The 26,857-nt window shown below is 62.2% G+C and carries 32 protein-coding genes; 10 read left to right on the forward strand and 22 right to left on the reverse strand.

The window, feature by feature from the left end; translation table 11 throughout:
- Positions 1-71 precede the first annotated feature (71 nt).
- The 6 genes from rhmD to PDMSB3_RS29885 form a co-directional block, all read right to left on the reverse strand.
- Entirely contained in the window at positions 72-1,250 is a 1,179-nt protein-coding gene (rhmD, locus tag PDMSB3_RS29860; RefSeq protein ID WP_007177650.1) for an L-rhamnonate dehydratase, read from the reverse strand.
- A gap of 36 nt (positions 1,251-1,286) precedes the next feature.
- Complete coding sequence (locus PDMSB3_RS29865; RefSeq protein WP_165188614.1) at positions 1,287-2,615, reverse strand: MFS transporter; 1,329 nt, start codon at positions 2,613-2,615, stop codon at positions 1,287-1,289.
- Positions 2,616-2,709: 94 nt separating this feature from the next.
- Positions 2,710-3,462 (reverse strand): SDR family NAD(P)-dependent oxidoreductase, encoded by a 753-nt coding sequence (locus tag PDMSB3_RS29870; RefSeq protein ID WP_007177652.1) that lies wholly within the window; start codon positions 3,460-3,462, stop codon positions 2,710-2,712.
- Between the two features lie 197 nt (positions 3,463-3,659).
- The gene (locus PDMSB3_RS29875; RefSeq protein ID WP_011492236.1) at positions 3,660-4,091 is read right to left on the reverse strand and encodes a YeeE/YedE family protein; all 432 of its coding nucleotides are present in this window, start codon (positions 4,089-4,091) and stop codon (positions 3,660-3,662) included.
- A 1-nt stretch (position 4,092) separates the two neighbouring features.
- Positions 4,093-4,527, reverse strand: a complete 435-nt coding sequence (locus tag PDMSB3_RS29880; RefSeq protein ID WP_165188616.1) for a YeeE/YedE family protein — start codon at positions 4,525-4,527, stop codon at positions 4,093-4,095.
- A 15-nt stretch (positions 4,528-4,542) separates the two neighbouring features.
- Positions 4,543-4,860 (reverse strand): ArsR/SmtB family transcription factor, encoded by a 318-nt coding sequence (locus PDMSB3_RS29885; RefSeq protein ID WP_007177655.1) that lies wholly within the window; start codon positions 4,858-4,860, stop codon positions 4,543-4,545.
- A gap of 339 nt (positions 4,861-5,199) precedes the next feature.
- On the opposite strand from PDMSB3_RS29885, the gene PDMSB3_RS29890 reads away from it, so the two are divergent.
- Complete coding sequence (locus PDMSB3_RS29890; RefSeq protein WP_007177656.1) at positions 5,200-5,409, forward strand: hypothetical protein; 210 nt, start codon at positions 5,200-5,202, stop codon at positions 5,407-5,409.
- Positions 5,410-5,536: 127 nt separating this feature from the next.
- On the opposite strand, the gene lhpH is transcribed toward PDMSB3_RS29890, so the two are convergent.
- The 4 genes from lhpH to PDMSB3_RS29910 all read right to left on the reverse strand — a co-directional run bounded on the left by lhpH (position 5,537) and on the right by PDMSB3_RS29910 (position 10,082).
- A complete protein-coding gene (gene lhpH / locus PDMSB3_RS29895) occupies positions 5,537-6,544 on the reverse strand; it encodes a trans-3-hydroxy-L-proline dehydratase (protein WP_007177657.1) in 1,008 nt (335 codons plus the stop codon).
- Positions 6,545-6,587: 43 nt separating this feature from the next.
- Positions 6,588-7,709 (reverse strand): branched-chain amino acid ABC transporter substrate-binding protein, encoded by a 1,122-nt coding sequence (locus PDMSB3_RS29900; RefSeq protein ID WP_007177658.1) that lies wholly within the window; start codon positions 7,707-7,709, stop codon positions 6,588-6,590.
- A gap of 165 nt (positions 7,710-7,874) precedes the next feature.
- Entirely contained in the window at positions 7,875-8,585 is a 711-nt protein-coding gene (locus PDMSB3_RS29905; protein ID WP_007177659.1) for a lysophospholipid acyltransferase family protein, read from the reverse strand.
- Between the two features lie 249 nt (positions 8,586-8,834).
- Complete coding sequence (locus PDMSB3_RS29910) at positions 8,835-10,082, reverse strand: MFS transporter (RefSeq protein WP_007177660.1); 1,248 nt, start codon at positions 10,080-10,082, stop codon at positions 8,835-8,837.
- A 384-nt stretch (positions 10,083-10,466) separates the two neighbouring features.
- Between PDMSB3_RS29910 and PDMSB3_RS29915 the strand changes: the two genes are divergently transcribed.
- Positions 10,467-10,739: a hypothetical protein gene (locus PDMSB3_RS29915; RefSeq protein WP_165188618.1), complete on the forward strand. Its 273-nt coding sequence runs from the start codon at positions 10,467-10,469 to the stop codon at positions 10,737-10,739.
- 91 nt (positions 10,740-10,830) lie between these two features.
- Here the strand turns inward: PDMSB3_RS29915 and PDMSB3_RS29920 are convergent, their stop codons facing one another.
- Both PDMSB3_RS29920 and PDMSB3_RS29925 read right to left on the reverse strand, forming a co-directional pair.
- A complete protein-coding gene (locus PDMSB3_RS29920; RefSeq protein WP_007177662.1) occupies positions 10,831-11,151 on the reverse strand; it encodes a hypothetical protein in 321 nt (106 codons plus the stop codon).
- Positions 11,152-11,441: 290 nt separating this feature from the next.
- Entirely contained in the window at positions 11,442-11,810 is a 369-nt protein-coding gene (locus PDMSB3_RS29925; RefSeq protein WP_165188620.1) for a hypothetical protein, read from the reverse strand.
- A 100-nt stretch (positions 11,811-11,910) separates the two neighbouring features.
- On the opposite strand from PDMSB3_RS29925, the gene PDMSB3_RS29930 reads away from it, so the two are divergent.
- Positions 11,911-12,243 (forward strand): H-NS histone family protein, encoded by a 333-nt coding sequence (locus PDMSB3_RS29930; RefSeq protein ID WP_007177663.1) that lies wholly within the window; start codon positions 11,911-11,913, stop codon positions 12,241-12,243.
- 40 nt (positions 12,244-12,283) lie between these two features.
- Here PDMSB3_RS29930 and PDMSB3_RS29935 read toward each other — a convergent pair whose 3' ends face one another.
- The 3 genes from PDMSB3_RS29935 to PDMSB3_RS29945 form a co-directional block, all read right to left on the reverse strand.
- Positions 12,284-12,808, reverse strand: a complete 525-nt coding sequence (locus PDMSB3_RS29935) for an arsenate reductase/protein-tyrosine-phosphatase family protein (RefSeq protein WP_035516705.1) — start codon at positions 12,806-12,808, stop codon at positions 12,284-12,286.
- A 269-nt stretch (positions 12,809-13,077) separates the two neighbouring features.
- Positions 13,078-13,278 carry a hypothetical protein gene (locus PDMSB3_RS29940; RefSeq protein WP_007177666.1) on the reverse strand — a complete coding sequence of 67 codons (201 nt, stop codon included), beginning with the start codon at positions 13,276-13,278 and terminating at the stop codon, positions 13,078-13,080.
- Between the two features lie 328 nt (positions 13,279-13,606).
- Entirely contained in the window at positions 13,607-14,314 is a 708-nt protein-coding gene (locus tag PDMSB3_RS29945; protein ID WP_165188622.1) for a J domain-containing protein, read from the reverse strand.
- A gap of 436 nt (positions 14,315-14,750) precedes the next feature.
- On the opposite strand from PDMSB3_RS29945, the gene PDMSB3_RS29950 reads away from it, so the two are divergent.
- From PDMSB3_RS29950 to PDMSB3_RS38470, 7 genes are all read left to right on the forward strand, one after another.
- Entirely contained in the window at positions 14,751-15,410 is a 660-nt protein-coding gene (locus tag PDMSB3_RS29950) for an NADPH-dependent FMN reductase (RefSeq protein ID WP_007177668.1), read from the forward strand.
- A gap of 323 nt (positions 15,411-15,733) precedes the next feature.
- The gene (locus PDMSB3_RS29955) at positions 15,734-15,949 is read left to right on the forward strand and encodes a hypothetical protein (RefSeq protein WP_007177669.1); all 216 of its coding nucleotides are present in this window, start codon (positions 15,734-15,736) and stop codon (positions 15,947-15,949) included.
- A 139-nt stretch (positions 15,950-16,088) separates the two neighbouring features.
- A complete protein-coding gene (locus PDMSB3_RS29960; RefSeq protein WP_007177670.1) occupies positions 16,089-17,042 on the forward strand; it encodes a hypothetical protein in 954 nt (317 codons plus the stop codon).
- Positions 17,023-18,477 (forward strand): indoleacetamide hydrolase, encoded by a 1,455-nt coding sequence (gene iaaH / locus PDMSB3_RS29965; RefSeq protein WP_165188624.1) that lies wholly within the window; start codon positions 17,023-17,025, stop codon positions 18,475-18,477. The genes PDMSB3_RS29960 and iaaH overlap by 20 nt, the downstream gene beginning before the upstream one ends.
- Positions 18,478-18,525: 48 nt before the next feature.
- Positions 18,526-19,314, forward strand: coding sequence for a CDP-diacylglycerol diphosphatase (locus PDMSB3_RS29970; protein WP_035516707.1), 789 nt, complete (start codon positions 18,526-18,528; stop codon positions 19,312-19,314).
- Between the two features lie 160 nt (positions 19,315-19,474).
- Positions 19,475-20,563, forward strand: coding sequence for a fatty acid desaturase (locus PDMSB3_RS29975; protein ID WP_007177673.1), 1,089 nt, complete (start codon positions 19,475-19,477; stop codon positions 20,561-20,563).
- 19 nt (positions 20,564-20,582) lie between these two features.
- On the forward strand, positions 20,583-20,831 hold the full coding sequence (locus PDMSB3_RS38470; RefSeq protein WP_405044795.1) for an Arm DNA-binding domain-containing protein: 249 nt from the start codon (positions 20,583-20,585) through the stop codon (positions 20,829-20,831).
- A gap of 132 nt (positions 20,832-20,963) precedes the next feature.
- Here the strand turns inward: PDMSB3_RS38470 and PDMSB3_RS29985 are convergent, their stop codons facing one another.
- The 7 genes from PDMSB3_RS29985 to PDMSB3_RS30015 form a co-directional block, all read right to left on the reverse strand.
- On the reverse strand, positions 20,964-21,656 hold the full coding sequence (locus PDMSB3_RS29985; protein WP_007177674.1) for a malonate decarboxylase holo-ACP synthase: 693 nt from the start codon (positions 21,654-21,656) through the stop codon (positions 20,964-20,966).
- 76 nt (positions 21,657-21,732) lie between these two features.
- Positions 21,733-22,668 (reverse strand): malonate decarboxylase subunit epsilon, encoded by a 936-nt coding sequence (mdcH, locus tag PDMSB3_RS29990; protein ID WP_197740287.1) that lies wholly within the window; start codon positions 22,666-22,668, stop codon positions 21,733-21,735.
- Positions 22,669-22,745: 77 nt separating this feature from the next.
- Positions 22,746-23,702, reverse strand: a complete 957-nt coding sequence (locus PDMSB3_RS29995) for an AEC family transporter (protein ID WP_007177676.1) — start codon at positions 23,700-23,702, stop codon at positions 22,746-22,748.
- Positions 23,703-23,904: 202 nt separating this feature from the next.
- A complete protein-coding gene (gene mdcE, locus PDMSB3_RS30000) occupies positions 23,905-24,750 on the reverse strand; it encodes a biotin-independent malonate decarboxylase subunit gamma (protein ID WP_165188626.1) in 846 nt (281 codons plus the stop codon).
- Complete coding sequence (locus PDMSB3_RS30005; protein ID WP_165188627.1) at positions 24,747-25,613, reverse strand: biotin-independent malonate decarboxylase subunit beta; 867 nt, start codon at positions 25,611-25,613, stop codon at positions 24,747-24,749. Before PDMSB3_RS30005 ends, mdcE begins: the two co-directional genes overlap by 4 nt.
- The gene (locus PDMSB3_RS30010; RefSeq protein ID WP_007177678.1) at positions 25,610-25,903 is read right to left on the reverse strand and encodes a malonate decarboxylase subunit delta; all 294 of its coding nucleotides are present in this window, start codon (positions 25,901-25,903) and stop codon (positions 25,610-25,612) included. Before PDMSB3_RS30010 ends, PDMSB3_RS30005 begins: the two co-directional genes overlap by 4 nt.
- A gap of 3 nt (positions 25,904-25,906) precedes the next feature.
- The gene (locus PDMSB3_RS30015) at positions 25,907-26,845 is read right to left on the reverse strand and encodes a triphosphoribosyl-dephospho-CoA synthase (RefSeq protein ID WP_232064356.1); all 939 of its coding nucleotides are present in this window, start codon (positions 26,843-26,845) and stop codon (positions 25,907-25,909) included.
- Positions 26,846-26,857: the final 12 nt, after the last annotated feature.

Below are 26,857 nucleotides of genomic sequence, written 5' to 3' on the forward strand. Positions count from 1 at the left end.
CCTGATTCGACACTGCCTGGTTCGACACTGCGAGGTTCGGGCGCCAGAAGCGCCTGAACCGCAGCGCATGATCAACGCGCGTAAGGCCGCACCAGTGCGCATTCCGGATTCAGCCTCACGCCGAAGCCCGGCGCGTCCGGCACTTTCATGCGTCCGCTCACCGGCACCGGCTCGTCGAGCAGCAGTGGCGTGAACATCGGCACGACCTCGTCGGCCTTGGGCGCCATCATCAGAAACTCGGCGAACGGCGAGTTGTGCCGCGTCACCACGAAGTGATAGCTATACACCGACGAACCGTGCGGCACCACCATCACATTGTGGGCATCGGCAAGCGCGGATATCTTGATCAATTCGGTAATGCCGCCGCACCAGCCGACATCCGGTTGAATCAGATCGCAGCATTGCATCTCCAGCAGCATGCGAAAGCCCCAGCGCGTCGCTTCGTGTTCGCCGGTCGACACCATCATGCCGCGTGGCACGTTGCGGCGCAGTTCGGCGTAACCCCAGTAGTCGTCGGGCGGCAAACATTCCTCGATCCATTTCAGGCCGTATTCGTGCGCCGCTTGCGCGAGCCGTGTGGCATACGGCACATCGAGGCTCATCCAGCAGTCGTACATCAGCCAGAAGTCGTCGCCGACGCGGCTGCGCATCTCCGCGAGCTTGTCCAGATTCTGCCTGAGACCGGCGTCGCCTTCGGCCGGGCCATGCTGCAACGGCAACTTGCCGCCGATGAAACCCATCTCCTTCGCCAGATCAGGCCGCGCGCCGGTAGCGTAGAACACGAGTTCGTCGCGCACCGGACCGCCCAATAGTTGGTACACCGGCTCCTTGCGCACTTTCGCGAGCAGATCCCACAACGCGAGATCGACGCCCGAAATCGTATTCAGCACCACGCCTTTGCGACCGTAGTACAACGTGGAAAAGTACATCTGATCCCACATTTTCTCGATGTCGGTGACAAGCTGGCCTTCGAGAAAACGCGCGAGATGTTTCTCCACGATGAACGCACCGATCTCGCCGCCCGTCGTCACCGCGAATCCGACGGTGCCGTCGCTTGCTTCGATCTCCACCACGAGCGTGCCCAATACATTGATACCGAACGACTGGCGGCTCTGCCGGTACTCCGGATAACGCGCCATCGGCGTGGAAATGTGATCGTCGATCCAGTGTCCGCCGGGTTGGTCGTGATAGTCCGCACCGCCGCCGCGGACGATGAAGGCACGCACGTGCCGGATGGTAGGCATGGCCATGAATGGGACTCCGTTATGAGTGCGTCGAGCGTGCGCCTAGCGGGCGCGATGCAGTAAGGCTTCGAAAGCGGCGGCCGGCTGGGCGGGATCGCGGCGCAATAGCGTGCCGATCATGAGCGCGGCGAGCAGACTCGACACGCCCAGCACGACCAGTCCTGCCGACGTCGAAGAAAACGCGCGTTCCGCCGCGGTGCGCAAGCTCGGCGCAATGAAGCCGCCGAGTCCGCCGAGCGAATTGATCAACGCGATGCCGCCCGCCGCGGCGGCGCCTGTGAGGTGGCGTGTGGGAAAGGTCCAGAAAAGCGGCTGTGCGGCAATGAAACCGCTCGCTGCACAACACAGCGCAAGCAAGCCGATCGCGGGGCTATTCATGAGTCCCGACAAGCCGATGCCCAGGCCTGCGACGAGCAGCAATGCCACCGCCCAGCGCCGATGCCCGCCTGTTCGATCCGCGCGGCGCGGCACATACCAGGTCACGGCGAGCGCGCACAACCACGGCAGCGCGGCAACCAGACCCACACGCAAACCGACCGTCGTTCCAAGGAAAGCCGCCACCTGTTGCGGCAGATAGAAAATCACGCCGTACACGCTCATCTGGATCAGCAGATAGATCGCAGACAGCAGCAGCACGCGCCGATCCACCAGTGCGGCCAATATCCGATGCGGACCGTGCGCGGACGCGGCACGCGCGTCGTCTTCGAGCGCATTGCGCAAGCTCGCGCGCTCCTGCGGTTCGAGCCAACGCGCGTCTTGGGGACGATTGTCGAGATACCAGAACGCCCACACGCCTACCACCGAAGCCAGCGCGCCTTCCACCAGAAAGAGCCATTGCCAGCCGGCGAGACCCAGCGCGCCGTGCAATTCGAGCAGCGAACCCGACAACGGACTGCCGAAAATAAACGCCAGCGGCGCGCCGAAATAAAACACGCCCACCGCGCGCGCTCTGGCCGATTGCGGAAACCAGCGCGTAAGGTAATAGATCACGCCCGGAAAGAAACCCGCCTCGGCGACGCCGAGCAGAAACCGCAACGTGTAGAACGCGGTCGGCGTATGCGCGAGGCACATCGCGGCCGAGACGAGCCCCCATGTCACCATGATCCGGCACATCCAGGCGCGCGCACCGACCCGATGCAACAGCAGATTGCTCGGGACTTCGAACAATGCATAGCCGACGAAAAACACCCCCGCCCCGAAGGCAAACGCCGCGTTCGACAAGCCCGTATCGTGCTGCAAGGCTTTTTGCGCGAAACCGATGTTGGCACGATCGAGAAACGCCAACACGTACATGAGCAGCAGAAACGGCAGCAACCGGCGCATTACCTTGCTGTTGATCGCCTCCAGTGAAACGGGCGCGTGCGGGTCCATCTCGTCTCCTTCACAAAGCGCGCGGGCGGCGGCTCTGCGTTTTGCTGTCTTATGTACCGCTAAAGACGTAACGCCGGCGTGATTGCGCGGCGACTCAATAGGTCGCGCGCCCGCCGGACAGGTCGAAAACCGAACCGGTGCTGAACGCGCAGTCCTCAGAGGAGAGCCACAGGATCAGCGATGCCGCTTCTTCGGGTAACAGGAAGCGGTTCATGGGAATCTTCGACAGCATGTAGTCGATGTGTTGTTGCGACATCGAATCGAAGATCTCGGTTTTGGCCGCGGCGGGTGTGACGGCATTGACGAGAATGTTCTTCGTCGCGAGTTCTTTTCCGAGCGATTTGGTCAGGCCGATGAGGCCGGCCTTGGAGGCGCTGTAGTGCGAGGCGTTCGGGTTGCCCTCTTTGCCCGCCACCGACGCGATATTGACGATCCGGCCATAGCCCTGCTTGAGCATTTGCGGCACGACCGCGCGGCAGGTCAGATAGGGGCCGATCAGGTTCACGTCGATCACGCGACGCCAGATATCGGGTTCCAGTTCCCAGGTGGTGCCGTTGCCGCCGGTGATGCCGGCGCAATTGATCAGCACGTCGATCGCACCGTGATCGGCGACGGTTTGCGCCACGGCCTGCGCGACGGCGGCTTCCTGTGTCAGCTCGACGGTGACTGCCGTGACTTTGCCCAGTTCGCTCAGCTCACGCTGGCTGCGGGCGAGACGTTCGGCGTCCACGTCCCATAGCGCGACCGATGCGCCCGAGTTCAACGCCCGCTGCCCCACCGCGTAGCCGATGCCGCGCGCGCCGCCGGTAATGGCGACTACGCGCCCCTCCAGATCGATCCGATTCATCGCTGTGCTCCTGTGGCAGGCCTGAGCGGCGTGCCTTTGTGTTGTATCCGGCTGTCTGTGCTGCTGGTTCAGCCAATATACGAGCGGTGCGATGCGCTAACAATTCGAGTATTGGAGGGGGTGATAACAAAAGTGGATCGAAGGGAGTATCGACAGGGTTTGCTGCCTGCGAGGGTGTCCAGGCCCATCACCGCCATTCAGGCCTGCTGCCGACTCAGTTTCGCGCGCTCGAAGAACTCGAACACACTCATGCCGGCGAGCATTGCGGCCACGAATCCCCAGGCCTTGGGAAAACCGGCGCCCAATGCGACCAGCGCAGGGCCCGGACAAAATCCGGCAAGTCCCCAGCCCACGCCGAATACCGCGCTTCCCAGCACGAGCCGCAGCGTGATGTGGGTGCTGGCGGGAAGTTGCATGGGCAACCCCAGCAGGGATTGCTTGCGGCGTTTTGCCAGCAGGAATGCGATAGAGCCGATGGCTATTGCACCAGCCATAACGAATGCCAGCGACGGATCCCATCGCCCTGCGATGTCCAGAAATCCCAGCACCTTCGCCGGATTGGCCATGCCGGACACCATCAGACCGACGCCGAACAGCAGCCCGGAAAGTAACGCGGTGAGCAAACTCATCTCAGCCTCCCAGCAGATGTCTGGAAATGAACACGGTCAGAAAGCCGCTTGCCATGAACGTTGCGGTCGCAACAACCGAACGGATGGACCCTCGCGAGATGCCGCAAACACCGTGGCCGCTCGTGCAACCGCCCGCGTAACGCGTGCCGATGCCGACCAGAAAGCCCGCGACGAGTATCTCGCCCCACCCGGCCTCGATATCCGGCGCTATCCGGCTACCCAGCAAGCCTGCCATCACAGGTGCTCCGATGAGCCCGGCAAGGAAAGCGACACGCCATCCCGCGTCTTTCTGCGGCGTGCCGACCAGGCCGCCGACTATGCCGCTGATGCCGGCTATACGTCCGTTGAACAAAACAAGCGCGGCAGCCGCGGCCCCGATCACCAGGCCGCCAGTCAATGACAGGCCGGGCGTGAAACTCGCGAGATCAATCGACATCGCATCTCCTTATCTTCATTGGGTGCAAAACTGGTCGTACAGCACGGTCATGACCGCAATCGCTTCCTTGCTCGCGACGGAATAAAAGATGCTCTTACCTTCCCGGCGAGTCTCGACCAGTTCGTTATCGCGAAGCACACCGAGTTGCTGGGAGAGCGTGGGCTGACGTATGCCCAACTGTTCTTCCAGGTCGCTCACACACGCCTCGCCTTGCGACAGTTGACACATCAGCAGCAACCGGTCGGGATTTGCCAGCACCTTCAGCAGCGCGCAGGCTTTCTCTGCCGAGGACTGCATCACCGAAAGGTCGATTGGAGCGGATTTCTTTCGCATCACACCATCCTGTCATCACAGATCAACATTATATTTTTTTATATATTGTTTGTGAATAGAATGAGCGACATCCTCCCCGTTTCAGGGCGTTCGCTTCCGCCGGGCTTCGGAAGATGGCGTTGGTCTGCCCCCTTCACGCGCGCGAGAGCGGTTGCGCAGTGCGGCCGGTCCGCTACACCGGCCCCAACACGCTGCACGTTATTTTTTTGCACTTGCACAAATGCTCCGTCGAGCCGGATACTAAGCCGGCCCGCGTTGTCTCCTCAGCGGGTGCATCAGTCTTCGCCCGCCCCCGCGCGGGCTTCTTTTGAACGATGGATGCAAAAGTCGGGAGGCGCCATGGAAGTCTGCGATGGATGCTCCGGCATCAACGGCCGGCCTGTCGATGTTCAACGGCAGGAACACCTCACGCTGATCGGTGTGGCGGAATGCAACGGCACACTCGTCCTCGAACACTATCGCTGCGATAAATGCCGGGCGGTTATCGCCAGACAATTCACGGGCGACTCCGATGAACGGATCTGGAGCGTAATCGAAACTGCACATTGAGAACCGGCGCAACGGTCCGGACCGGACAGACCTCTACCGTTATCGGCAATGTCCGGTTCCTCGCATTCAGCCGGATCCTCGACCGCTCACTTCTTCGCCCAATCACGCCGGCCGCACAATGTCGGCCCTATCGAACAAGGAACCCGTAGGTAAGCGGATCGCGCTCGTCCACTAGCCATGTCGCGAAGCCGCAGACAAAAGCGTTGCCTTCGACCTCCGGAATGACGGCCTTGAAATCGCCCACCGTCGTTTCGCTCAGGACACGTCCTTTGAACACCGTGCCGATAATGGACTCGTTCACAAGGGTCTCGTCCTTGCCAAGCTTGCCGCGCAGATAAAGCTGCGCGACCCGGCCGCCGGTCCCGGAACCGGTCGGTGAACGGTCCACCTCGCGGTCTGCAAACACGCAACAGTTGGCTTGCGTCGACTCCGCGTGCCGCGGTGCATTCGCAATGATGGTGCCGTAGATGTGGTTGATCTCGGGGATATAAGGATGCTCGACAGGAAACGCCCTGTTTGCAGCCTCCTTCACTTCGGCACCGAAGCGGATGAGTTCTTCCACCGCCGATTCCCGCACCTCGAGACCGTGCGGCGCTCCGTCGGTGTAAAAGTAGAACGCGCCGCCGAACGCGATATCGCCCGTGACCGAACCGAACGACGGCGTCTGCACGGTCACGTCCTGCTTCCAGATGAACGACGGCACGTTGACGAAGCGAACGTTACCGGCATGCTCGCCGTCCCACTTCACGAATGCTTCGATGAACCCGCAAGGCGCATCGATGCCGATGCGCGTTTCGGGTATCTCACGCTGAACCCAACCCAGTTCGACCGCTGCCGTCGCGAGCGCGATGACGCCGTGGCCGCAATGGTCGCTATAACCTTCGTTGTGAAGGAAGATGATGCCGAAATCGGCGCCCGGGGTGACCGGTTCCGTCAGATACCCGCCGTACATATCGGCATGCCCGCGCGGTTCGAACATCAAAGCCCGGCGGATATCGTCGGCGTTTTCCTTCAGCCACGCGCGCCGCTTGACGACCGTGTCGCCAGGCAGACGCGGCAAACCGCTGGTGACAATGCGGAATGCCTCTCCGCCGGTGTGGACTTCGACAGTCTGGATAGTGCGTGAAATTTTCATGTTTGCTTCGTGAAGTCGGTGGGTCGCCTGCCGTTAGTGACAGTTACTGACCGTAGGGGACCGGCAGGCCGTTCTTGATGGTGTACACGGTGGTCGGGGCGCCCTTCAGGTCGCCGTACTCGTCGAACGAATAGGTGCCCGCAACGCCCTTATAGTTCTCCTTCGCGAGTTGCGCGGTCAGCTTTGCCTTGTCCGTTGTCGTGCCCGCTTTCACCATTGCGTCGGCGAGCAGCTTCACACCGTCGTAATAGCTCACGGCGTAGACCTGGGTATCGATGTTGTACGCGGCCTTGTACTTTTCCAGGAACTCGCGGCCGGCCGCTGTTTTCTCGAGCGCAATACCACCCTGCGCGCAGTAGACGATCGATGCCGCGTCGCCGGCAACCTTGCCCATGTCGGCCGAACAGATGCCGTCGCCGCCGAGCAGTTTCGCTCTGAGCCCGCGCTGACGCATCTGTTTGGCCATCGGCGCGCCTTGCGCCGCGTAGCCGCCAAAGAAGATCACGTCGGGATTTTTGGACTTGATGTTCGTGAGAATGCCGAGGAAGTCGGTGGCCGACGAGCTGGTGAATTCCTGGTCTATGATCTGAATGCCGTTTGCCTTGGCGACTTTCGTGAACTGTTCCGCCACGCCTTGACCATATGCCGTGCGATCGTCGATAACGGCGGCCGTTTTGGCCTTCAACGTCTTCGCGGCGAATTGTCCCATCGTGCCGCCCAGCTGTTCATCGCTCGCGCCAATACGGAAGATGTTCCTGAAGCCCTGTTTGGTCAGCGCCGGGTTGGATGCGACGGGCAGCATCGGCACATTTCCGGTGTTGTAGACGCGCGAGGCGGGAATCGCCACGCCAGAGTTATATGGTCCGACAACGGCGACCACGCCGCTATCGACCAGTTTCTGCGCAACCTGCACGCCGATCTTCGGATCGGCCTGGTCGTCTTCCGAGTCCAGTTTGAACGTGACCTTTTGGCCCGCCACGGTAACGCCCGCCTTGTTCAGCTCGTCGATGGCAAGCCGCGCCCCGTTCTCGTTGTCCTTGCCGTTGGGCGCCTGCGGGCCCGTGAGCGGAGCCGAATGACCGATGGTGACGACGACCTGGGCAGTTGCGGACAGGGTGAAACAGGCGGCCATCAACGCGGCCGCAGTCATTGCAAAACGTCGCATACCGAACTCCGATTGGACTGGGGAGCAAACACCTTATGCTCAATTCGGCTCCAATTCAATCGAACGTCGACAACAGCGGCCGCCCCCGGATAACGTCGCGGGAAACGTCCGGATGCTACCGCGACCATGCGCGTACCGGTTCGTCGCGCGTCAACCCGAAAAGCGTCAGAGCCGCTGCAGTTCGTTCTTCATCCACTCGTGAACGGCATGACTCAACTCTTGCTGTGTCATCTCCCGAGGAGAAAACGGCGGCCCGACCACCACGCGAATATGCCCAGGGCGGTCTGGCCAGCCTTTCGTCGGCCAGACCTTGCCCGCGTTCAGGACTACCGGGACGGCAGGCACGCCGGTCGCGCACGCCAGCCGAACGCCTCCCGAAGTCATCCTCAACGGGGCATCGTGACGCACCCGGGTTCCCTCCGGGAAAATGACGACGACGTCGCCCTTTGCCAGCCGCTCCGCGCTTTCCTTCGTGACAGCCTGGTGAGCCTGCCGGGCGGAACCGCGGTTCAGGCTGACCATATCGAGTCCGCGCAGCACCCAGCCAAAGAACGGAATGCGCAGAAGATCTTCCTTGAACACAAAACTGATTCGGCGTGGAATAAGCGCTAGAAAAGCGAGCGTTTCCCAGGTCGATTCGTGACGGCACAAAATGATCGCCGGTCCGTCAGGAAGGTGTTCAAGCCCGTCTATCGAACATGACACGCCGGGCAGCCAACGCATGACAAAAACCAGCGCACGGCACCATTGTTTCGCAAGCCAGTATCGTCCAGCCCGTCCGACAAAAGGAAAGAGAAGCAGAATGATGATGGAATACAGCGTCCCGCTACCGAGCATGTAGACGATAAACAGCCATTTGGTGAAAGTTGAGCGCATCGGGACCTGGATCAGATTGGTAAGCGGCGCAAGAATATCACCGTAACCCTATGAGACTGCGACGTGAGTGTTATGTTAGGCCGCGAACCCGAAGGCGGCGGCCGGCCAGACTCGCAAACAGCACCCATTGCAAGCGAGGTTCGCGCTGTGATCGGGTTGTCGGTGCATCGTCCTTCACGGTTCTGATCGAATGGCCGGAAGCGCCGGCTGAACCTGAACCACCGAGTCGCTGAACCTCTGAACCGATCATTAATCCGTGCATGCCGGGCAAGCCAACGGCTCGGCCGCCACAGGCTGCTCGCTGCGGCCGAAGCTCGCCAGCGCGGCGAGCCCCAGCAACGCGAGACCGCTGCCGAGCAGAAAGTCGGCCGAAATACCCACATGGTCGACCACCACGCCGCCCACCAGCGACCCCACCGCAATCGCCACCTGAATGATGCTCACGAACAAGGCCGAACCCGCTTCGGGCGAATCCGGCGTAGCACGCTGAATCCAGATGCTGAAGCACAGCGGCAATGCGCCGAACGAAATGCCCCACGCGAGCACCAGCGCCATGACCCCGACCGTCGAATGCTGCAGCAGGGGCAGCGAAACCAGCGCGAACATCAGCAGCGAAACCATGACGGCTACCGAGACTTTCAGGTTGCGCGTCACCGTGGACGAAACGGCGAAGTTCGAGAAGAACCCGATTACGCCGAATCCGAGCAGCAGCCACGTGATCGTCGACATGTCCAGATTCGCATTGCGCAGCAGGAAAGGCGTGATGTACGTGTACGACGAAAAATGCGCGCCGAACACGAGCCCGACCATCAGCATGCTTCGGCGGGGATGCGGGCGGCGCAGCAACGCCACCAGATCGCGCAGGCGCAACGCGGCGTCCGACGGCAAAGACGGCACGAAAAAAAACTGCGCGACCAGCGCGATAGCGACCAGCACGCCAGTCGCCATGAACGACAGGCGCCACGATGCGAAGCTGGCGATGAACGTGCCGAGCGGCACGCCGATCACCGTGGCGCACGTCACGCCGGTGAGGATGGTTGCCATCGCGCGCGCCGAATCTCTCGGCTTGACGAGCCGCACCGACGCCGCCGTAGCCAGCGTCCAGAAGCCGCCCAATGCAGCGCCAAGCAGCGCGCGCCCGAGCAGCATAACCAGAAAATTCGGCGCAAAGGCCGAAATCAGATTCGAAGCCAGCAGCAAAGCCGTGAGTAAAAGAAATACCCGCCGCCGATCCATACGCCCCGCCACCAGCATCAGACCCGGCGCGGAAATGGCCGCAATCACGCCGGGCACGGTGACCATCAATCCGGCCGTGCCGGGCAACACGCCGAGATCCGCGGCGACTCGCGGCAGGAGTCCGACCGGCAAAAACTCCGTCGTCACGAAAGCGAAAGCGCCGATGGCGACCGCGAAAACAGCGAGCCATGACCGCAGGGACGACGGCGTGCCGTCGTCCAGCGAGGCATTGCTCGCCGCGAGATTATCTTCGATCAACATAGTATTGTTTGCGAGTTTCTAAACAACAGATGGAATTGGAGCGGCCGCACTGCGCTAATCCATTGGCAAACCGCGAGGCACGATTAAAAAAGCAGGCCATATTGGCCTGCTTGCCGGCAGCGACGCGAGTGCGGTCTGGAAATTAGCGAGTGAAAACCCGAATGGACTACACCATAACATCGTAATAGATCGTCCGCTGACGAGTCCGAAAAATTGCGGTCGGGGGTAGGGTTATCGATGCGGATCGCGCGCGTGCAGCCCTGCGTGAGAATGACGCGGCAAGGCACAGGCAAGTGCAGGAGTCAGTTGGGCACGGCGTTTGCTAAAGCCCACCTCAGCGTTCAACGCACTGGCAACCGCTTATCGAAAACGAGGACATCGCCCATGCTTACCACCCGCCCCTATACCGCCACTTGCGTGATCGACGGCATGCCGGTCACCGTCACCTTCTATCCGGACAACGGCGTGTTGCGCATTGCGGATCCGTTGGGGACGTGTATCCGGGAAACGCGCTGGCACGACTCGTGGCGCGCATTGCTGGACGAATTCCGTGGTTTCACTGAACGCACGTCAGTGCAAGGACGCGATTTCGACGCGATGATGGGGCATCTCGGCGAACACGCCGATCATTCACAGCACGGCATGGCGCTGGCATGAGTCAGGCATAAGGAAGGCGCGGCGGAAAGTCAGCGGAAGTGAAGGGAATGCAGCGCCTGCATTGCGCGCCGCACTCCCAAAGATAGATCTGTCACTGACCGAAATAAATCCTGCATAACGGGCCGGCAGAAGTGCATGGCTGGTTTTGCCGGCCTCCCGCGTCCGACTGCCCTGCTGCCACGCCTCCATATGACACGCTCCGTACCGGCTGGGCGCCGGGCGTCATGCCCTGTCCCGATTCGCTGAACGGCATATCGGTCGTGGCCTGCGCCGATTCGTTCGCGTTCTGTTGCATCATCATGTGGCCCGACACACCGGCGCCCTGCTGGCCCTGGATCTCCTGCGCGCTCACCGTTCGCGGAGCGAGAAAGAGCACGGCGCTGGCCACCGCCATCAATAATCGTAGTTTCATGTCCAGACTCCTTGAATCCGGCGCAGCAGTTCTCGTCCTCCAAACAATTGATCCGCGAAAAAACGCCAGGCTGCGCGATGGGCTGACGGACGAGTCGATGTCGATGCGAACTGCTGCGGCGATTCATCGAACTAAACGGCAAAAGACTTGCCATACCTGCAACCGATGTCGGACGCGTGCTCGCGACTGGCCGGAATCAGTCGCCACAGGCTGGCGGTGCGGATTTTGGCTCCGCTGTTTCTTTATAGCTCGGCCACTCAGGAATTCAATCGCTGAACACCCGGCCCGGTTTACCACGGCCGGCAAGTTCGAAAGACGGCATTTGAAACAAAATCAACCGAACCGGCGCGTGCTTTGGCCACACAGTGCGTTATGATGCTGGCATAACGTAAATAATCGGCCCCGCGCGAGGCACCGGCGAGAGACGGAGCGTGGAGATGAAACCGGCCATCCGCAATCAATGCATCGTCAATACGGTTTTTTTCCCTTGTCGGCATGAGGCTTATCCGGTCTTGTCTGCCGCGCGGCGGAGCGCTTGAATATTCATTGATTGATAACCTGGTTTGATAGGCGGCCGGATCGGCGATATGCTGCGCCGCGATATAGGAACGACGTTTTCTGACGCTGCCTTTGGAATTTCCTTCAATCGATAACCACACCGCGGGCCGTCCCCATTTGCATGGGCTCGATGCTCACGCGGTTTTCCCTTGCAATCTGTAATTGACAGAACGCTGGACGTTTTAGAAGGACGAATATCTTATGGACGAAAGGAAGCGAGATAGCATGATTGCGTATCTCCGCCACCGCATGGAAGAGTTTGGTATCAAACCAGAAGACCTTGCCGCAGTGCTGGCGTCCGAGCCGGCAGCGCAAAAGGCTGAACGCTACCGTAGCGCAACTGGAGATAGCTGGGATGGCCAGGGTGAGATGCCCCAATGGCTGAAACAGGCAATCAGCGCAGGCCAGTCTATCGATCACTTTGAGTTGTCGGCCGCACCGGCGCCGGCGCCCGCCCCGCAGCAGAAGAAACGTGTGGACTGGCAAAACGACCCGTTCGCAGGCAGTCCGCTCGCACGCTCGAACAACCGCTAGACCGCCGCACTATTGCGGCTCATGCAAGTGCGGACTGCGATCATGCGTCGCACGTCGTGGCGCGGTGCGGCGAAGCAATGGCTGCGGAGACCACGGCCGCGCTTGCCGTGGTGCTTGCCGGCGTGGCGTATTGCGGTAGTTCGATAAACGCGCTGACCTGCCGCACGATCTGCCAGAACACCTTATCGAACAGGCGTGCGCGCTCCGGCTCGGCCATGTGCCCCGCGAGCGGATCGGCAAAGCTCCAGACGCACGACGGTGGTTCGCCCGGAAACGCGGGCGCATGCCGTGCGTCGACGGATTCGTCCAGTGCGATCACGAGGTCCATGCGCGGTGCCCATTCGCCGGTAAATTCCAGCCAGCTTTTCGGGCTCAGTACGCCAAGATCCGAAATGCCGGGCCGCAATTGCGCGACGGCAAATGGATGAACCCGCGCGGCCGGCTCCGGCCCCGCGCTGAACGCGTCAAACCGGTGTCCCGCCAGTTCCCGCAATAAAGCTTCAGCAATGATGCTGCGTGCTGAATTCTCGCGGCAGAGAAACAGCACCTTATATTTTCTGGTCACGCTTACCCCGTACACGTGTTTTTATGCTTCTGTGTGCCATTCTGCCGGCTCAGTCTTGCGCCCTCGTGACACTACGATGATCAAATTTGTTGCGCCACGAGAATTTGTACCAGGGTTTCTCGCTCGCAAACGCGGTACGTTGGTGCGCCTGGCCGTACGCCTGGTCGTGCATTCACGCTCGCCCCGAAGTGTATCAGCGCAAGCGCAAAGCTTTCATTAAGCCTTCACAAGAGAGAGATTCGGCCAGGGACGGCGCGTCAGTTTCAGCTTCAGACAGAGGCTTCGGTCTCGCGTTGACCTGACACGATCCGGTTGGCCGCATCGCTTCTATCGGCCGCCGCCGCTGGGGGCGTATCGAACAGCATCGCCGCGGGCGGTGTGCTGATCGCCTTGACGCCATTGGCAATGCCGGGTGCCGCGACGTAGGGAATAAACGCCGCCACCGCAACGACTACGATGAAAGTGAACATGGCCGTCGAGCCTCCAGGAATCGATTGCGTGGAAGTCGAGCGAAGCGGTTCGCGCGGCATTGAGCAGGCGTCGCTCGTGCTTGCCGTGTTCGAACGACGCTTGTCACAGCCATGTGTTTGATTCTAGAAGCGTAGATTCCGGCGCTAAAGTCCGCTCTCTATATCAATTCGGTCTACGTCTATGGTCTACCGGCCAGGGCGCCATTCCTCACACGGCTGCAGATTCCGTGATCGCGCATCCGGTCTGTAGCACGACGATCGCCGCCGACTCGCGAGTCGCCTCTCCTGCGGGCCGATGTGAATCGCCGGCCAATCAGCGTGTGATACGTCAAAACCGCAATCCGTTGAGAAACTGAAACCACAGACCTTCGAGCGCGCCGGCCGGATGAGTCGCGGCTGCGGGTTCCGCACGCTTCTCCTGCTTCTCCGGATTGGCGCGTCTGGCCGGCACGTCCTGCACGGCGGCGTCCTGTTTCACTGAAGATGCTTCGGACCCGGCCGAAGCATCTGGAACACCGGAAGCATCGTGAGCATCGGAAGCATCGTGAGCATTCGCTGCGTCGGCTTCCGCCTTCGCGGCTTCACGCCGCGCGGGCTGCAACGCCGACACGCTATCGGCGATCTGCGCGGCTCGCCGCACATCGCATCGACGCCCAAGCAGCACCCCGAACAGCACATCGCGGTTGTAGCCGTCGTCAGCGAAACGCATGGCGAGCGAGACCATCTCCGCATACGCGGCCTCGTCAGTGGCACGCGCGGCCGCTTCGCGCTCGGCTTGCGCCTGCTGCCGGCGCGCATGCTGCGCCTCCCAGCCGCGCATCTGCTCGGCATAGACCGAGTCGTACACCTTGCGCTGCACGGCGTCGGAGAGAATCGCGTACGCGTCCTTGATTTCCTGGAAGGTGGCGCGCGCAACTTCCTCGGCGCCGCCATTGCGGTCGGGATGCCACTTCATCGCGGCCTTCCGGTAGGCGCGCTTGATCTCTTCTTCCGTGGCGTGCGTGGGCACGCCGAGGGTGTCATAAAGGGTTGCCATTGCGTGCTCGACCTCGCCGTGATTCGCTTCGCGGACCATCGTAGCATGCAAAAAACGGCTTTATCGTGAAGCGGCCCGCGCCTGCGACGCTCGCTCGCCGGACAAAAAAATGGCCTCGCCGCTAGCGTGGCGAGGCCCAATCCCATGTCAAGGAGATGTCATGGAGGAGACGATTCGATCATAGCCGCCGGTTATCGCGCCCCCAAACAATGCTTCGCCATATGCTTATCCGGCGCGGTCTCAAGTGCATTGCAGCCCATGCGACTCGGCGCCGCCGGTCGCCAACACCCTGCACGGTTATATCGTTAGAACAAAAAGTCGCTTCGTGCCGCGCCCGGCGCTCATTAAGATGACACTTCAAAGTCCGGTTCGCCCCGGTCCGCTGCGCGCAGCCCCGCGCCGGCGCATCGTGAGCCGCTACCGAAGGAGCATTTCGTTGACCAGTTTCGATCATCCTCGCCGGCCGCTCGTCGTCGGCATTGGCGGCACGACACGCGCCGCTTCGTCGACCGAACGCGCGCTCGGCTTCGCGCTGCGCGGCGCGCAAGCGGCGGGCGCGAACACCCGCCTGTTCGGCGGCACCTTCCTGCATAGCCTGCCTCACTATGCCCCGGAACAGCCGCAGCGCACGGATGAGCAACTCGAACTGATCGAGGCCGTGCGCCATGCGGACGCCCTGATCATCGCCACGCCCGGCTATCACGGCGGCGTATCCGGTCTCGTCAAGAACGCGCTCGACACGCTCGAGGAACTGCGCGCCGACGAGCGCCCGTATCTGGACGGCCGCGCGGTCGGCTGTATCGTCACCGCCTATGGCTGGCAGGCCGCCGGCTCGGTGCTGACCTCGTTGCGCTCGATCGTTCACGCGCTGCGCGGCTGGCCCACGCCTTTCGGTGCCGGAATCAACACGCTGGAAACGCGCTTCGATACCGTCGACACCTGTTCCGACGCGAAGGTGGTCGATCAGCTCGCCACGGTCGGCCAGCAAGCCGCGCAATTCGCGCTGGCGTTCAACGCGCATCGCACGCCGGACGCGGCGCCGCTCGGCAGCGCGCTCAAGGACTCGCCGTCCGCTCGCCTGCTGCACGCGGTTTAACTCCCCTCTCTCCATACGTCTTACGCCACCGTGGACCCGCCTGGGCGGCCCACGGTGGTGTCGTTCGTGCAAACCGTGCGGCACATAACAGACCCGTGATTCACATCGCCGGATAGTGTGCTCGAACACAGCGCATATGACCCGATCGGGGCTTCTGTACACCTGCCCGCTGATTTGCTTTCGACGAATGATTGGTTCACCCGCTGCGCAGCGCGGCCTACGCTTGACCCTGCCCGCTGATTTACCGGCCGCGTGACGCTACGGATTGCGTCTGACGTGCCGGCCTTTTGCACCGCACGCGGGAACACTGACTGCCAAAAATCATGAACGCACATATTCGCTACAAGGGTTACGAAGTTGCACCGGCCGCACAACAGTTGCCCAACGGCCTGTTCGCCGCCAACCTGACCATCGAGAAAACTTCCGCGAACCACGGCCAGGCTTATTCATTCGACGCGCTCGATTACTTCTTCGACGAAGAGCACGCGCTGGCTTATGCATTCCGCTGGGGACGCATGTGGATCGATAACCATCAGTAACCGGCAGTAAGCGTCATACGCTTGAATCGCGCCATTCGCGCCAGCGCGCGGCGCCGCTGGACTTGTGCAGCCCGGCATCGGAATTTGAACGGTTGTGCCAGAATAGGCGACACATCGAGTTCGCCCTCTGTACGCTGCCATGTCCGACACACTGACAGATGTTGCCGAAGACCGCACCCTGCGCCACTGGACATTCCGCGGCCCCGCCCGCGTGAAGATCGGTTCCGAGGCGCACAAGCAGATGTTTTGCCGCATGCTGCTTGAAACCCACAACCCCTATAAACCGGCCGTGATCGAATGGCCGGCGTTGCCGCCAGATGCACTCGAACGGCTGTGTTCGCTGCCCATCTGGGACATCGCCGTGCAGACCGAAGGCCGCGCGTCGATCGCCGTGCATACCTATGCCGCGCAATTGAGCGATCCTCTGTTGCGAGAAGCCATCACCATGGACGGTGACGAAGAAGCGCGTCACAAGCACGTGCTCTCCAAACTGATCGCCGCATACGGTATCGAGATCGCGCCCGAGCCGGACTATCCCGCGCCACGCGACGCCGAATGGGAATGGATGCGCACGGGCTATAGCGAGTGCATCGACAGTTTCTTTGCGTTCGGGCTATTCCGCTCCGCGCAGCAGTCGGGCTTTTTCCCCGAGGCGCTGGTCGAGACTTTCGAGCCGGTGATTCAGGAAGAAGCGCGCCACATTCTGTTTTTCATCAACTGGGTCGCGTGGTATCGCCGCACCATGCCGATCTGGCGCAGACCGTGGCATGCGCTGCGCGTCGCCGCGATCTGGGTGGTGCTGGTCTGGCAGCGCCTCGCGATCGCGAAAGGGATCGACACCGAAGGCGTCGCGCACGATTCGAACTTTTTGCCCGCTAGCAGTGGTGTAATCAGTGAAGCCATGAATACGCGCGACCTGTTCGCACTGTGCCTCGCGGAAAACGAGCGGCGTATGAGCGGCTACGATGCAAGACTGTTGCGTCCCAGGCTGGTGCCTGCGCTGGCACGTTTCGCACTACGCTTCATGAAACCCTCGCGCCGGAAAACGACACCAGAAAAAGGAGACGCCGGCCATGACATGGACCGTCGATGAACAGCTCGCGTTGACGGCCACACAAGCCGTCGCCGCGATCCAGTCGGGCCGCCTGAGCGCCGCCGACTATGTGGCCACCCTGCTCGCGCGCGCGGCGGCGCTCGCTAGCCTCAATGCGCTCACCACGCTCGACCTCGACGGTGCGCTCGCCGCCGCGCGGCGTATCGACGCCTTGCCCGCTGCCGAGAAGGCACGCTTGCCGCTCGCCGGCCTCGCCGTGGTCGTGAAGGACAACATCAACACGGCCGGCTTGCAAACCTCAGCCGGCACACCGGCGCTCGAAGGCTTCGTGCCCGACACCAATGCGCCCTCCGTGCAGCGGCTCATCGACGCCGGCGCGATCGTGCTCGGCAAGGCCAATATGCACGAACTGGCATTCGGCATTACGAGTACGAACTTCGCCACGCACGCCGGACCGGTACGCAATCCCTACGATCCCACTCTGATTCCAGGCGGCTCGTCGGGCGGCACGGCGGCGGCAATTGCCGCGCGCATCGCGCCGGCGGGTCTGGGCACCGACACCGGCGGCTCGACCCGCATTCCTGCCGCATTGACTGGCACCGCGGGGTTTCGTCCGTCGGTCGGCAATGGCGGCGCCGAGCGGCGCTATCACGATCCGGGCGCCGTGGTGCCGATCAGCCATACGCGCGACACGGTCGGGCCGATGGCGCGCACCGTCGCCGATATTGCGCTGCTCGACGGCGTGATTACCGGCGCCGGCGCGTTGCCCGCCATCACCTTGCGTGGTTTGCGCATCGGCTTGCCCGCGCCGCTGTGGGAAGGACTCGAACGGCAGGTAGCGGACGTAACGAAGGCCGCATTGAAGACGCTCGAAGCGGCGGGTGTCGTGCTCGTACCGGTGGCGATGAACGAACTGGACGAGCTGAACGGCATGGTGGGCGGCCCGATCGCGATCCACGAGGCACGCGACGACGTACTCGCCTGGCTCGTCGCCAACGACGCGCCGGTCAAAACTGTCGTCGAGATGGCGGCCCGTATCGCCAGCCCGGACGTACGCGCGATCTACGACGGCGTACTCGACGATATCCTCGGCGAGCGCTACGAAGCGGCGCTGAATTATTGGCGGCCGCGCTTGCAGCGGTACATGGCCGCCACGTTCGCCGACGAGCGCCTCGACGCGCTGCTGTTTCCAACCACGCGCCTTGCCGCCGTGCCGATCGACGACGTGAACGGCTCGTCGACGGTCTCCATCGACGGTTCGGAGCCGATCGACACAATGGACGCGTTCCTGCGCAACACCGATCCGGCCAGCACCTCGGGCATTCCGGGGCTCTCGCTGCCGGCGGGCATGACGGCAAGCGGCCTGCCGGTCGGACTGGAACTGGACGGCCCGCTCGGCGAAGACCGGCGCCTTCTTGCAATCGGCGTTGCCTTCGAGCAGCTCCTCGGCGCGCTGCCCGCACCCTCGATCTGATACCGGCCAGCCTTCATAACTCCGTTGAAAAACCCAACCCAGCCGCCGATGAAAACACCAATGCCCGCTTACCCGCAGCGGGCCCTCCTGCGTCGCGGCGCGCGAATCGCGGTGACGTTAGCCATCGCGTTGGCCGCCGGTGCGTGCGCGCGCCTCGCCACGGTCGACTCGAATGCGCTGTGGAAAATCGTCGACCTGCGCTGTGTGCCGTCGCAACAGGCCACCGGCACGCCGGGCCAATGCACGACCGTCGACCTCGATAAACGCTACGCTATCCTGAAGGATATCGTCGGACGGTCGCAGCATCTGCTGATTCCGACCGATCGCATCACCGGAATCGAAAGCCCGCTCGTGCTCGCACCGCATGCGCAGGGTTACTGGGTCGATGCCTGGAACGCGCGGACCTACGTCGAGAAATCGGTCAAGCGTACGCTGCCGGACAATCAACTCGGCCTGGAGATCAACTCGCAGTACCGCCGCTCGCAAAACCAGTTGCATATCCATATCGATTGCATGCGCGGCGATATCAGTGAAGCACTCGCGCAGCACGCGAAAGACACACCCGGCAAATGGCGTTGGGCTACGCTCGACGGCAACCGTTACCGCATCATGCGGGTGACCGCGCTCACCCAGGCGGACAATCCGTTTCGCATCGTCGCGCAGGACAATCGGGGCGAAGGGACAATGGCCACGCAAACTATTCTTGTCACGGGCGCGGGACCGTCAGCGGAACAGGACGGCTGGCTGGTCGTGAACAGCGGGATCGACGTTGACAACGGCAGCGGCTCGGCAGAAGGCCTGCTCGATCACGCCTGCCGCGTGGCGGATACACATTGAGCACAATGAACGCCTGACCGCCGAGGCCAGCCGCCGCGCTTCGGCGCAAGCTGGCCCGGCTATGCACGTTTTGGCAGATGCATTACTGAACAAATTGGTTCTGGCAAGACGCGTGGGTCCGTAGTATCGGTCTGAACCTGCATTCCGACCGATCCCGTTCATGGCGATTTACCTCGACGACACGCAACGCAACGCACTCTCCCGCCTGGCCGCAAGCTGGACATGGCGCACGCAGTGGCCAACCTGGGCACTAATAGCGGCGATCTACGGTGGATGGTTCAGCGTGGCGATGCATGCGCGCGGCCTGGGTTTACCCGTCACTATGCTTCTGCTGGCTTTGCTCGGGACGTGGTACATGTCGCTGCAACATGAACTGCTGCACGGTCATCCTACGCATTCGCCGTTCATCAACGCGCTGCTCGGTTTCGCGCCGCTCGCCGTGTGCTTTCCGTACGGCGTCTATCGCGATTCGCATCTTCAGCATCACGACGATCCGCATCTCACGCATCCCGAGCGCGACCCGGAGAGTTACTTCGTCAGCGAGTTCGCGTGGCGACGCGCGGGCTGGGCGATTCGCGCGCTGCTGATCTTCCGCAATACGTTTGTGGGCCGCCTGCTGGTCGGGCCGGCGTTCGCGATTGCCGCGACCGGAGTGGATGCACTGCGTCGAATCAAAGACGGTAATTGGCGCGATGTCCCGGTGTGGCTTGCGCACTTTGCCGCACTCGCCGCGCTTACGGCCTGGTTGCAACAGGTTTGCGCAATCCCGGCGTGGGTTTTTATTGTCGGGGTGGGTTATGGTTCGCTGTCGCTGGGTTCGGTCCGCTCGTTTCAGGAGCATCGCGCGGCGCAGGCGCACGAGCAACGCAGCGTCATCAATGAAGCGGCGTGGTTCTGGCGCCTGCTGTTTCTGAACAACAACTATCACCTCGTTCATCACGACTTGCCTCATGTCCCGTGGTTTGCACTACGGAAGGTTTATGTAACCTCGCGCCAGCAATACATCAAGCGCTCCGGAGGCTTTCTGGTAAAGGGTTACGGTGAATGGTTCAGGCGCTATGGAATCGCTGTTGTTGCCCATCCGGCGGCCGATGCTGGCTCCGGCCAGTTCCCGGAAAGTCCGCCTGCTTCCGTCGGTTTTGCAGGTAAATTGCAGGTAAATTTCATGGTAGTTGTCCGTGACGAAGCTCGCCATGAAGCTCACCTATCCGCTCCTGCTGAACGCGAAACCGCAATCGAAGCCTTATAGGCTCACCGACCGCGATTCGATGTATTTATTCGTATCGATCAAGGGTACGAAGACGTGGAAATTCGACTACCGACTTGACGGCAAGACCTGTGCGTACACTCTCGGGCGCTTCCCAGGCTTATCGCTTCATGACGCACGAGAACTGCGAAGCAATGCCGCCAGGCTAGTGAGGTCGGAGTCCACCCGAGGGCGCATGAAAAACAACTCCAGCAACAGACCATCGTCCACCACAAGAACACGCTTTGGCCTATCTGTGAGGAATGGCTGAATGACAACCGCGCAAAGTGGACAGCCTGCTATCACGGTCAAGCCACGCGGTTCGTTACACGCTACGTGATTTTCCACCTTGGCACACCGATGCCGTTGGCCCGTGAGGATCCACTGTCCTCGGCTCGCTCGTTCACGGGTGGGACGCGTTCATTTCATTCTGACCGACGACCATTCGGTGAGGTCTGGTGGACCAGGCATCGATGGTTACCGCCCACGGATCATGTGTCAGACACGGCCCGACCGAAGTTCGTAACATGACGACTTTGCGCCGCGCGTATTCCGCGAGAGATACCGCCCCGCGCGGAACCTCGACCAGGACATCGATCCGACAACCCGCGCAGCGCGCCTGCTCCCCGATCGCACGGTCTAGCTCCACCGCCAGCCCTACGGGTAATCGCCTGTCGCTGCGAATCATGATGTCAAGGTCGCTACTTGCTGTCGCGGTCGGGATGCCGCTTGCCAGTTCGAACCCCACGCTGCCGGTAGGCCCCCAATCCAGGCCCAGACCAGCAAGAACCGGTTTGAGCCGGTCGAGCAGTTGGAACGCAGGAACGCAAGTGATCCGCGCGAGCGGCGCAGCCCGTAAAAGATACTCTGGACGGATCGTCGCAATGATCGCATCGTGCTCCAGCCAAATGGCATAACGCTCGTTGCGGGAGCGCCCCCGGACCCCAACCGGTATCTTGCAGCCCTCCGGTGATGCACGACGCACGACCGCAAATGGCGCCCGTTCCAGAGACTCCACCACCCAGGACGGCGCCCCCTCCCACTTCCCCGGTAGACGCAACCGCAGGAGGTCGTGAACGAGAAAGGATCTACTCATTGCCACGCTCTGTCCGACGGCCTGGCGCCGCGTACCATCATGCCAATGTCATACGGTCTCGGGAGGAAGGTTGCGATCATTCCTGCGACCGGGCACGTCTTGCCAGATAGACAATCGTCTCGATGGGCGTATCGGTCAGGCTACGTGCCTTCACGTCGTCGAAGGACTCGTGAATCAACCCGGTCAACACCGTCCCCGGCGGCGATTCGAAGAAATAGCGCACACCCATTTCATACAGAACCGTCATCGAATCGTACCAGCGCACCGTATGAGCCACGTTGGTCGACAGGTCACGTCCGATGTCCTGCGGCTCTCTCAACACGCGCGCACCGACATTCCCGACGTAGGGGATCCGCGGCCGCGCAATCTCGACGCGGGCCACCGCTTCGCTGAGCCTGGCCGCGACATCGTCCATCAGCGCGCAGTGAGATGGCACACTGACGGCCATTTTCTGGGCCTTTCTCGCCCCGGCGTGCTTCGCCGCCTCGATACCCACTTCGAGTGCCGCGTCGCTGCCGGCCAGCACGATCTGTGTCGGCGCATTCAGGTTTGCGATATAGAGCGGCTGTCCGCCGGTGTCGATTTCGTCGATCAGGCGTACAACGCGGGCTTCGTCCAGCCCGACCAGTGCCGCCAGCCCGAAGCCATGCGGATAGGCGCTCTCCATCAATTCTGCTCGCAACTTGAGAAGCGGTAGCGCCGTTGCGAAATCCAGCGCTCCGCACGCGACCGCAGCAGCGTAGGCGCCGCTCGATAACCCGGCGACCGCATCGGCTTCGACTCCCTCCGCATTCAGCGCACGCATCACCGCGATGCCCGAGATCAGCCCCGACAGCTGAACCGCGACCGTCGAAGTGAGCGCCGCCTCGGTATCCAGCGTGCGCGCATCCATGCCGAGCACGGCGCCTGCTTCGTCAAGCGTCGCTGCGATAGCGGGGTGCGTCGGCAACCGGTGCAGAAATCCCGGCGTTTGCGCCCCTTGCCCAGGAAAGAGAAATGCAATGTTCATCATGATTCGTTCCTGTTGGGTCGGACGTTGCTCATCCAGTATCCCTGCCGGGGGTTCCCTTGCATACGAATGCCTCAAGGTTATTTCGGCGCAAGCAGCCAGATCGCAATCGACAGCGTGACAACGCTGGAGATCGAAGAAACGAGCAACGTTGCGCCCGCGACGGGCGGCCGGACCCCACTGCTCGCGCCGAACACCAGTCCGAAGAATCCCGCCGGAATCGCGGTCAACAGTGCTGCCTGACCGGCAATCGTTGCGGGAAAGTGAAAGAGTCTCGCCAGTCCGAAAACCAGCAGAGGCTGCACGATGTTCTTGACCGCCGTGCCGAAGGTGACATCGGCGTCGATCTTGATCGCCTGGGCGGACAGCATCAGGCCGGTCAGGAACAGGCCGATGCCGGCCGTGGCCGCCGTGATCGGCCCCAATGCCGTGCCGACGATCGCCGGGAGCTTGATACCGAGCAGCGCGACAATGAGTCCCAGCATCGGCCCCACGAAGATGGGCTTGCGCACCGAATGCCCGAGCGCGATCAGGAACTGGCGTGCCGCAGATACCGACTGGCCAGCGTCCGTCTGGCGCGCCTTGTCCAGATCGAGCAACGCAAGCGTCATTGGCGAAATGGTGACCGAGCCGACTGCGATCGCGATTGCAACCGACAGTGCCGCCTGTTGCCCGAAGATGGGCAGCACCAGCGGCAAGCCGATCGATGCGAAATTCGGGAACGCGATCGTCAGCGTCTGCACCGCCGTGTCGGACAGCGACAGGCCGAATATCTTCCGGTGCATCCACCCGACGATCGCATACACGATGACGAGGCCCAGCGTGAGCAGAAGCGCCAGTTGACCATTCTGCATGATGACCGACTGCGGCGTCTTCGCAATCGAGATGAACAAGGTGAGCGGCAACGCGAACTGCATGAGCAGGACATTGAGACTCGACACATTCTGGTTGTCGACGAGCTTGCGCCTGCCGGCGAAATAGCCCAGTGCGAGTACCAGAAAGACCGGCAACAGCGCGGTAACGATAAGGTTGAACATGCTCTTCTCTCGGTGGATCCTGGTTATATATGGCGAGACTCAAAACAGCATGCCCCGACAGGCGTCGCTCACCACCTTCGTGCTCCGGCCACGCCTGCATTGCTGATCGGCTGGAACCGGCCGCAAACCCGGGCTCAAGCGGAAAAGCCGCCCCTGCGGCCTCCCGAGCCGGCCCCTGGCCTGCGTCCTTGCCTTGTCGCCATTACCATTGCTCCGCGAGGCGCTTGCGTACTTCGATCGAGGCCGCACGTGTCGTCTGTGCCTCCTTCGAGCGGTAGCGGGCCGACAGATCGCGCACGCCATCCTGCCGGATCGAGTCAAGCGTGCCGGCCAGCACCTTGCGCACCTGTTGCACAGCGGCAGCATCCGGCGCGTCCGCATCGACGCCCTCGATCAGGCTGTCGAGCAGCCCAAGCTTCGCGTAGTTACGGATGTCGTACGACATCGGCGGGATGCGATTACCCAGTTCGGCAAGCTGTTCGACCGTGCGGCGTGTGATGCGCGCGGCAGCGGCCTGTCCCATTGCGTGGATCAGCACGTCGGGCGCATCCAGCGCGACGATGCGGTTCGCCTGGTAGCCGTGCGCGAGAAAGGCGCCCGACATTGCGTGCCCGACAATCAGCGCGATGACCGGGTGACCCGCCAGCCGGGCCTGCGCATAAGCGTTGGCCGCCGCGGCACAGGCCAGGTGAATGCCCATCAGTTCCTCACGCCGCCCATAAGCCTGGCCGACGACATCGACCACTGCGACGATGGGACGGCGCCGCTCGTCGCCGCCGCGATGCGCGTCGATCGTCTGCCGAACGATGTTTGCCAGCGCCCAGCCCTGCTCAAGTCCGACCTCACCCTGGCGCGCACGGGGAAACCTGTTAGCCGGGTCAGGCACCACGGCGATAAAGCGTGCGTCAATATCGCCGAGCGGCGCATCGGCGAACAACACCGACTGGCTCTGGCCGAATCCCTGCCCCTCCCGCTCCGTCAACGCATGCAACCATACGCGCCCGCGGCTCGCATGAGGACCGGTGGGTATCGTGAGAGCATCGCTCATTTCGAATCTCCTTTGTTTCCCCAAAGCGTCGCAAGCTGGACGCCTGTAAGCTGTTTGCTGGTGTCCACTTCGCCGATGCGCGTCAGGTAGGTATCCAGTGCTTCGCAGCGATACGCCTTGGGAATACCTAACGCGAACGTCGTGCGGACCTGCTTCGCTATCTGCGTGGCATCGTCTTCGACGAGCGCATCGACCATGCCGAGCCGAGTCCGCTGCTCGCCGCCGATCAGACTCCAGATCAACGCCCTGTCGGACGAATCGATTTCCTCGATGCCCGCTTCCTGCTCGATCACCTCGGGACCGTTCATGCCGAGACGCGCCTCGCGTGTAACGATCAGATAGCTGCACAGCGCGGCGGCAAGCGACATTCCGCCGAAACAGCCGACCATTCCGCCGATCACGCCCACCACCGGCACGTGGCGCCGCAACGCGACGATCGCCGCGTGAATTTCAGCGATGGCTGCAAGTCCGAGGTTGGCCTCCTGCAGACGCACGCCACCGGTTTCCAACAGCAGCACCGCACGGGTCCGGATGCCGTTCTCGTTATCGCGCAGTGCCAGCTCCAGCGCCCCCGCGATCTTCGCGCCCGACACCTCGCCCATACTGCCGCCCTGGTATGCGCTCTCGATCGCGGCAACCACGGCCGGCTCGCCGTCGATCGTTCCGCGCGCAATCACAACGCCGTCGTCTGCCTGTGCCACGATGCCCTGCATCGGCAGCCAAGGCGATTTAAGCCGATCGAACGGACCGACGATCTCCCGGAATGAGCCGGCGTCCAGCAGCGCTATCGTCCGCTCGCGCGCATCGAGTTCGATGAAACTTCTGCGCGCCAGAAAGCCTTTCCAATCAGTCTGTGCATTCATTGCCCCAACTCCTCGACAGCCTGTTCCAGGCGCAGCAATACGACACCCGGTGTCGCGCCGAAATCGTTGATTTCAATCGCCACACGGCCATCAAAACGCGTGAAAAAACGGTCGACGACGGTCTTCCACACCCGCCCGAATCCGTCCACGCTGGTATTGATCACCACCTGCGCCGTATCGCCGTCTACCGGCTCGATCAGCACTTCAAGATCGCCCGAGCCGACCACGCCCACGTGGACGCGACGCTTGACCGGCTTCGAAACCGGATATTCATATCGAAGAGTTTCCATTGATCATCGACTCCTTGGTTGAACGGGAATTGACAAGCGGTCATCCCGTTCGATATGGTCAAGAAACAGCGCGGCTGCGAGCAGATCGGCTGCTCCGCCAGGCGACGCGTTGCGTGTGAGCAGATCGGCATCGAGCGCCGCCAGCCGACGCAGCCCGGCGGACGTTCCGCTGCCGCCAGCGGCCATGACTTCACTCGCACCGCGCTTGGCGACGGACAGCGCCTCGATGCCGCCGCGATGCAACAGGCACGTATCGTCGAGCGAGGCCATGATCGACAGGAGCGCATCGAGCCGCGCCGCGTCTTCGCTGCGCCCCTCGCACCGGGCTGCTCGAAGCGCCGGCAATGCGACCGAAACGACGTGCGGAAAACCGTCCTCGGCCTCGCCGCGCGCCCCTCGCACGCCATAGCGGCGGCTGACATGCTGGCCGTTGGACACTACTGCGGGCACGAAACGGTCCCGATGGCGCGCGATGCCCGCAGCCTCCGCGGCAATGACATCTGCACTGCGCTCCCGCACGCGCGCCGTCCCCGCCACTAGCAGCCCGACCACCCAGATCGCACCGCGGTGCGCATTGCTGCCGTCCGTGACCGTCAGCATCGTCTGTTCCGCCTCGCGGCCGATCCGTCCGAGCGTTTCACGCAGATGGCGATTCGACGGGCTCGAAGCCGCTGCGTGTGCCATTGCGGTAAAGCCCGGGCGCAACGAGCAAGCCGAGCGCCGCATGACGGAGAGATCGAGGTCGGCATGGGCGCCGCGGCCCCTGCGATCCACGAGCGCTGGCTTGGGTGTCAGATCCGCTTCGTCGAGCAGCGCCTGCACGGCCGCATCGGCCAGTTGACACGCCAGATCTACATTCGCCTCCTCGTGTGGGCGCCGCAAGCGGGCAAGGCCCGCCGCACCGGAAAGTCCCTCGTATCCTGAAGCGTGGGTGCCAGTCATCGGTTCCTGCTG

It is taken from the genome of Paraburkholderia dioscoreae, from assembly GCF_902459535.1.
Classification (GTDB): domain Bacteria; phylum Pseudomonadota; class Gammaproteobacteria; order Burkholderiales; family Burkholderiaceae; genus Paraburkholderia; species Paraburkholderia dioscoreae.

Coding starts and splice junctions, on each gene's coding strand:
- rhmD (WP_007177650.1), bottom strand. CDS start 1,250: ATGGCCATGCCTACCATCCGGCACGTGCGTGCCTTCATCGTCCGCGGC.
- PDMSB3_RS29865 (WP_165188614.1), bottom strand. CDS start 2,615: ATGGACCCGCACGCGCCCGTTTCACTGGAGGCGATCAACAGCAAGGTA.
- PDMSB3_RS29870 (WP_007177652.1), bottom strand. CDS start 3,462: ATGAATCGGATCGATCTGGAGGGGCGCGTAGTCGCCATTACCGGCGGC.
- PDMSB3_RS29875 (WP_011492236.1), bottom strand. CDS start 4,091: ATGAGTTTGCTCACCGCGTTACTTTCCGGGCTGCTGTTCGGCGTCGGT.
- PDMSB3_RS29880 (WP_165188616.1), bottom strand. CDS start 4,527: ATGTCGATTGATCTCGCGAGTTTCACGCCCGGCCTGTCATTGACTGGC.
- PDMSB3_RS29885 (WP_007177655.1), bottom strand. CDS start 4,860: ATGCGAAAGAAATCCGCTCCAATCGACCTTTCGGTGATGCAGTCCTCG.
- PDMSB3_RS29890 (WP_007177656.1), top strand. CDS start 5,200: ATGGAAGTCTGCGATGGATGCTCCGGCATCAACGGCCGGCCTGTCGAT.
- lhpH (WP_007177657.1), bottom strand. CDS start 6,544: ATGAAAATTTCACGCACTATCCAGACTGTCGAAGTCCACACCGGCGGA.
- PDMSB3_RS29900 (WP_007177658.1), bottom strand. CDS start 7,709: ATGCGACGTTTTGCAATGACTGCGGCCGCGTTGATGGCCGCCTGTTTC.
- PDMSB3_RS29905 (WP_007177659.1), bottom strand. CDS start 8,585: ATGCGCTCAACTTTCACCAAATGGCTGTTTATCGTCTACATGCTCGGT.
- PDMSB3_RS29910 (WP_007177660.1), bottom strand. CDS start 10,082: ATGTTGATCGAAGATAATCTCGCGGCGAGCAATGCCTCGCTGGACGAC.
- PDMSB3_RS29915 (WP_165188618.1), top strand. CDS start 10,467: ATGCTTACCACCCGCCCCTATACCGCCACTTGCGTGATCGACGGCATG.
- PDMSB3_RS29920 (WP_007177662.1), bottom strand. CDS start 11,151: ATGAAACTACGATTATTGATGGCGGTGGCCAGCGCCGTGCTCTTTCTC.
- PDMSB3_RS29930 (WP_007177663.1), top strand. CDS start 11,911: ATGGACGAAAGGAAGCGAGATAGCATGATTGCGTATCTCCGCCACCGC.
- PDMSB3_RS29940 (WP_007177666.1), bottom strand. CDS start 13,278: ATGTTCACTTTCATCGTAGTCGTTGCGGTGGCGGCGTTTATTCCCTAC.
- PDMSB3_RS29945 (WP_165188622.1), bottom strand. CDS start 14,314: ATGGCAACCCTTTATGACACCCTCGGCGTGCCCACGCACGCCACGGAA.
- PDMSB3_RS29955 (WP_007177669.1), top strand. CDS start 15,734: ATGAACGCACATATTCGCTACAAGGGTTACGAAGTTGCACCGGCCGCA.
- PDMSB3_RS29960 (WP_007177670.1), top strand. CDS start 16,089: ATGTCCGACACACTGACAGATGTTGCCGAAGACCGCACCCTGCGCCAC.
- iaaH (WP_165188624.1), top strand. CDS start 17,023: ATGACATGGACCGTCGATGAACAGCTCGCGTTGACGGCCACACAAGCC.
- PDMSB3_RS29970 (WP_035516707.1), top strand. CDS start 18,526: ATGAAAACACCAATGCCCGCTTACCCGCAGCGGGCCCTCCTGCGTCGC.
- PDMSB3_RS29975 (WP_007177673.1), top strand. CDS start 19,475: ATGGCGATTTACCTCGACGACACGCAACGCAACGCACTCTCCCGCCTG.
- PDMSB3_RS38470 (WP_405044795.1), top strand. CDS start 20,583: ATGTATTTATTCGTATCGATCAAGGGTACGAAGACGTGGAAATTCGAC.
- PDMSB3_RS29985 (WP_007177674.1), bottom strand. CDS start 21,656: ATGAGTAGATCCTTTCTCGTTCACGACCTCCTGCGGTTGCGTCTACCG.
- mdcH (WP_197740287.1), bottom strand. CDS start 22,668: ATGATGAACATTGCATTTCTCTTTCCTGGGCAAGGGGCGCAAACGCCG.
- PDMSB3_RS29995 (WP_007177676.1), bottom strand. CDS start 23,702: ATGTTCAACCTTATCGTTACCGCGCTGTTGCCGGTCTTTCTGGTACTC.
- mdcE (WP_165188626.1), bottom strand. CDS start 24,750: ATGAGCGATGCTCTCACGATACCCACCGGTCCTCATGCGAGCCGCGGG.
- PDMSB3_RS30005 (WP_165188627.1), bottom strand. CDS start 25,613: ATGAATGCACAGACTGATTGGAAAGGCTTTCTGGCGCGCAGAAGTTTC.
- PDMSB3_RS30010 (WP_007177678.1), bottom strand. CDS start 25,903: ATGGAAACTCTTCGATATGAATATCCGGTTTCGAAGCCGGTCAAGCGT.
- PDMSB3_RS30015 (WP_232064356.1), bottom strand. CDS start 26,845: ATGACTGGCACCCACGCTTCAGGATACGAGGGACTTTCCGGTGCGGCG.